The organism is Stenotrophomonas sp. HMWF003, assembly GCF_003061285.1.
GTDB lineage: Bacteria > Pseudomonadota > Gammaproteobacteria > Xanthomonadales > Xanthomonadaceae > Stenotrophomonas > Stenotrophomonas maltophilia_AP.
This window is the reverse complement of record NZ_QAIW01000380.1, coordinates 3,089-7,580: the sequence shown is the minus strand read 5'-3', so window position 1 is coordinate 7,580 and position 4,492 is coordinate 3,089. Positions and strand designations below refer to the sequence as shown.

Here is a 4,492-nt window from a genome sequence, read left to right as displayed (position 1 = left end):
CCGCCAGCCCGACCGGGCTGGGTGTCATCCGTCGTTGAGGTAACCCATGTCCAGCGTACTTTCCACCGGCACCAGCGCCCTGCTCGCCTTCCAGCGGGCGTTGGCGACCACCAGCCATAACGTCGCCAACATCAACACGCCCGGCTACAGCCGGCAGAAGGTCGACTTCGCCACCGCCAACCCGCAGAACTTCGGTTATGGCGACGTGGGCAATGGCACGCGCATCAGCGACATCCGCCGCGTGGCCGACCAGCTGGCAATCTCGCGGCTGCTCGACGGCAGCGGCGAACTGGCGCGGCTGAAGCAGCTGTCCAGCATGGCCGACCGGGTCGATGCGATGTTCTCCGACACCGCCACCAACGTGGCCGGGGTGTGGTCCAGCTTCTTCGATACCGTCAGCGGCCTGTCCTCCAACGCCTCCGGCACCGCCGACCGCCAGAACATGCTGGACGGTGGCAAGACCCTGGCCAACCGCTTCCAGCAGCTCAACGGCCAGCTCAACACGCTCAACGGCGAGGTCAACAACGGCCTGATCGCCGGCGCCAGCGAAATCAACCGGCTGGCCAAGGAAATCGCGCAGCTCAACGGCGCCATTGGTGGCAACGCGGCCAACGCCGCGCCGGACCTGCTCGACCGCCGCGACCAGCTGATCGCCAACCTGGTCGGCTACACCGGCGGCAACGCGGTGATGCAGGACGGCGGCATCATGAACGTCTACACGGCCGGCGGCCAGGCACTGGTGGTGGGCACCACCGCGTCCAAGGTCACCACCGTATCCGACCCGTACATGCCCGAGCGCCTGCAGCTGGCGCTGGAAAGCGCCGGCCAGAAGATCACCCTGGAATCGAAGACGCTCGGCGGCCAGATCGGCGGCCTGCTGGAGTTCCGCGACACCGTGCTGACCCCCACCCAGGCCGAACTGGGCAAGCTGGCGATCGGCATGGCCAGCAGCTTCAACGACGTGCACCGCCAGGGCGCGGACCTGTACGGCAACCTGGGCGGCGACTTCTTCAACATCGGCGCGCCGCGCATCACCGGCCATGCCGGCAATGCCGGGACCGCCAGCATGACCGCCAGCTTCGGCGACCTGTCCAAGCTGGACGGGCAGAACGTGGTGCTCAAGTTCGATGGCACCCAGTGGCAGGCCAGCCGCGCCGACACCGGCGTGGCGATCGCCATGACCGGCACCGGCACCGCCACCGACCCGCTGGTGCTCAATGGCGTGGAGCTGGTAATGACCGGCACCCCGGCGCCAAACGACCGCATGCTGCTGCAGCCCACCGCCGGCGTGGCCGGCACGATGTCGGTTGCCATCACCGACACCTCGCGCATTGCCGCCGCCGCCCCGATCAAGGGCACCGCGGCGCTGGCCAACAGCGGCACCGGCAAGCTGACCGGGGTCAAGGTGACCGACCACGGCAACGCCGCCCTGCGCAACCCGGCCGCGATCGTGTTCACCAGTGGCACCCAGTACACGCTGGATGGCGCCGGCCCGTTCACCTACACCGCCGGCCAGACAATCAGCGCCAACGGCTGGAGCTTCGTGCTCGACGGCGCGCCCAAGACCGGTGACACCTTCACCATCGGGCCGACCCCGGCCGGCTCGTCGGACAACAGCAACGCGTTGCTGCTGGCGAAGGTGGAACAGGCCAAGGCGTTCAACGACGGCACCGTTACCCTGAGCGGCGCCCTCGGCGGGCTGACCACGCAGGTGGGCGCCGCCGCACGCTCGGCCGACTACTCGCTGCAGGCCCAGCAGGTCATCACCGACCAGGCGCAGTCCGCGCGCGATTCGATTTCCGGGGTCAACCTCGATGAGGAGGCCGCCGACATGCTGCGGCTGCAACAGGCCTACCAGGCCGCCTCGCAGCTGATCTCCACCGCCGACACCATGTTCCAGACCATCCTCGGAGCCGTAGGCCGATGAACAACCGTATTTCCACCGGCATGATGTTCAGCCAGTCGGTCTCGTTGATGATGGCCAAGCAGGCCAAGATGAGCCACCTGGAACAGCAGATCGCCACCGGTCGCCGCCTGGTGACCGCCAAGGACGACCCGGTCGCCTCCGGCGCCGCCGTGGGCCTGGACCGCACGCTGGCCTCGCTGGACCGCATGCAGCTCAACGCCGGCAACGTGCAGAACCGCCTGGGCCTGCAGGAAAACGCGCTGGCCCAGGTCGGTGACATGATGGGCCGCATCACCGAGCTGACCATCTACGCCAATAATCCGGCGCTGGCGGCGGCCGACAAGCAGTCGATGGTCACCGAAATCGAGGCGATCCGCAGCAACCTGCTGGCGCTGGCCAACAGCACCGACGGCACCGGTCGCTACCTGTTCGGCGGCACCGCCGACGGCAGCCCGCCCTTCAGCCAGGTCGATGGCAAGGTGGTCTACAACGGCGACCAGAACCAGCGCCAGGTGGAAGTGGGCCCGGATACCTACGTGCTCGACGCCCTGCCCGGCAGCGAGATCTTCCTGCGCATCGGCACCGGCGATGGCCACGTGGATGGTGCGGCGGCCACCGGCAACACCGGCACCGGCGTACTGACCAACGTCACCCGCGACGGCAGCAACAGCTGGGACGGCAAGGCCTTCAGCGTGCGCTTTACCGCCGCCGACCAGTACGAACTGCTCGACGACACCGGCACCGTGGTGTCCACCGGCACCATGAAGGCCGGCGACGACCTGGTGCTCAATGGCGTGCGCCTGCACGTGGACGGCAAGCCGGCCGCCGGCGACACCTTCAACGTGAGCCCCGCCACCAGCCGCGACATCTTCAGCACCCTGGACAGCCTGATCGGCTCCTTGAAGATGGACACCGGCAGCGCCAGCCAGTCCGCCGCCCAGCAGAACCTGCTGCAAAGTGGCCTGCGCGACGTGGCCCGCGCCTCGGAACGGATGATCGACTCCCGCGCCGCCGGCGGTGCCCAGCTCAAGGCGCTGGACAATGCCGCGGACATGCGCGAATCCAACACCGTCACCCTCAAGGGCACGCTCTCGCAGATGCGCGACCTGGACTACGCCGACGCCATCAGCCAGTACCAGCTGGAAAGCACTGCCCTGCAGGCTGCACAGACCCTGTTCTCGCAGATGCAGCAGATGTCGTTGTTCAACACGCTGCGCTGACAGCGCGTTACGAAATAGTTGAAAGGCCAAGGCCGCGATGCGAACAGCATCGCGGCCTTTTTCGTTGGGCGTCATCAAATGCGCCAGCGCCGCAGCCAACGTCTGGCGGGATTCCGCGCGCGTGAGCGCGCGAGCCTTCTTCGATGCGCAGCATGCGTTCGTAGCGCCGGTGCAGGGTATCGGCAGTCGTTTGGGAACCGACCCTACCAGCGTCATGCCGCGTCGGAACGTGTGGTTTGCGGGCGCCTTGACCGTATCGAAGCCGCAGCCGGTGCCCTGCTCTACCGCCCCTGCTCTACCGCCCCTTGCTTGCGCGCCGACCTACTCAGGAAGGGCCGGCCCGGGTGGGTTGGCGGGACCGTTGGGCGCCATGGATGGCGCCCACGAGCCCCCATGGGTGAAGGCGCATTGCTCGCGAGGCACTGCCTCGCATGCGACTGAACGCACAGCCGCCAGCGGCTGGGCCGGACCGCGGAGCGGGGTTTACGGCGTGTCACGCCAACCCACCCGGGCCGGGCCTCCCAGGACGTGGCCGATGCGGCGCTTGGCTTTGGCCGTAGATGCAAGCCGGGCAGAGCCCGGCTCTACGGGGCGGCCCCGCGCCCGGCGTTCGGCGTGAAAACCCCTTCAATTTCCGCCTCCCGCGCCGTTAACCCTTCTATCGGGGTGCACAGCCAAGGCCCCGGACGGCAGCACCGGCAACCCCAGCGAAATTTCCGCCTAAAGGTTGTTGACAAAGCGCCGTTATTGATTTGGCAACAGCGAAGCACACAGCCAAACAAAAAAAAACGGCGGCGCTTCGTTCCATTCACCACCGGGATTCCAATAAGGGAGACGACCCATGGCACAGGTAATCAACACCAATACGATGTCGCTCAACGCTCAGCGCAACCTGAGCACCAGCGGCAGCTCGCTCGCTACCACCATCCAGCGCCTCTCGTCTGGTCTGCGCATCAACAGCGCGAAAGACGACGCCGCCGGCCTGGCCATCAGCGAGCGCTTCGGCACCCAGATCCGCGGCACCGACGTGGCCATCCGCAACGCCAACGACGGCATCTCGCTGGCCCAGGTCGCCGAAGGCTCCCTGAGCGAAATCGGCAACAACCTGCAGCGCGTCCGCGAACTGGCCGTCCAGGCCTCCAACGCCACCAACTCCGCCAGCGACCGCAAGGCCCTGCAGGCCGAAGTCACCCAGCTGGTCAGCGAAATCGACCGCGTCGCCAAGCAGTCCGACTTCAACGGCACCAAACTGCTCGACGGCAGCTTCACCAGCCAGCTGTTCCAGGTCGGCGCCAACGCCGGCCAGGCCATCGCCATCAACAACGTCGTCGACGCCAAGGCCAGCTCGCTGGGCAACGCCAAGTTC

At 67.3% G+C, this 4,492-nt stretch carries 2 protein-coding genes and 1 pseudogene; all 3 read left to right on the top strand.

Going from position 1 to position 4,492, the window contains the following annotated elements:
• Positions 1-46 precede the first annotated feature (46 nt).
• The gene (gene flgK / locus DBR34_RS16235; RefSeq protein ID WP_128097570.1) at positions 47-1,927 is read left to right on the top strand and encodes a flagellar hook-associated protein FlgK; all 1,881 of its coding nucleotides are present in this window, start codon (positions 47-49) and stop codon (positions 1,925-1,927) included.
• Positions 1,924-3,126 (top strand): flagellar hook-associated protein FlgL, encoded by a 1,203-nt coding sequence (gene flgL / locus DBR34_RS16230; protein WP_128097569.1) that lies wholly within the window; start codon positions 1,924-1,926, stop codon positions 3,124-3,126. Before flgK ends, flgL begins: the two co-directional genes overlap by 4 nt.
• Before the next feature lie 841 nt (positions 3,127-3,967).
• Positions 3,968-4,492: pseudogene (locus DBR34_RS23460) on the top strand (flagellin); the annotation flags it as partial.

Coding starts and splice junctions, on each gene's coding strand:
- flgK (WP_128097570.1), top strand. CDS start 47: ATGTCCAGCGTACTTTCCACCGGCACCAGCGCCCTGCTCGCCTTCCAG.
- flgL (WP_128097569.1), top strand. CDS start 1,924: ATGAACAACCGTATTTCCACCGGCATGATGTTCAGCCAGTCGGTCTCG.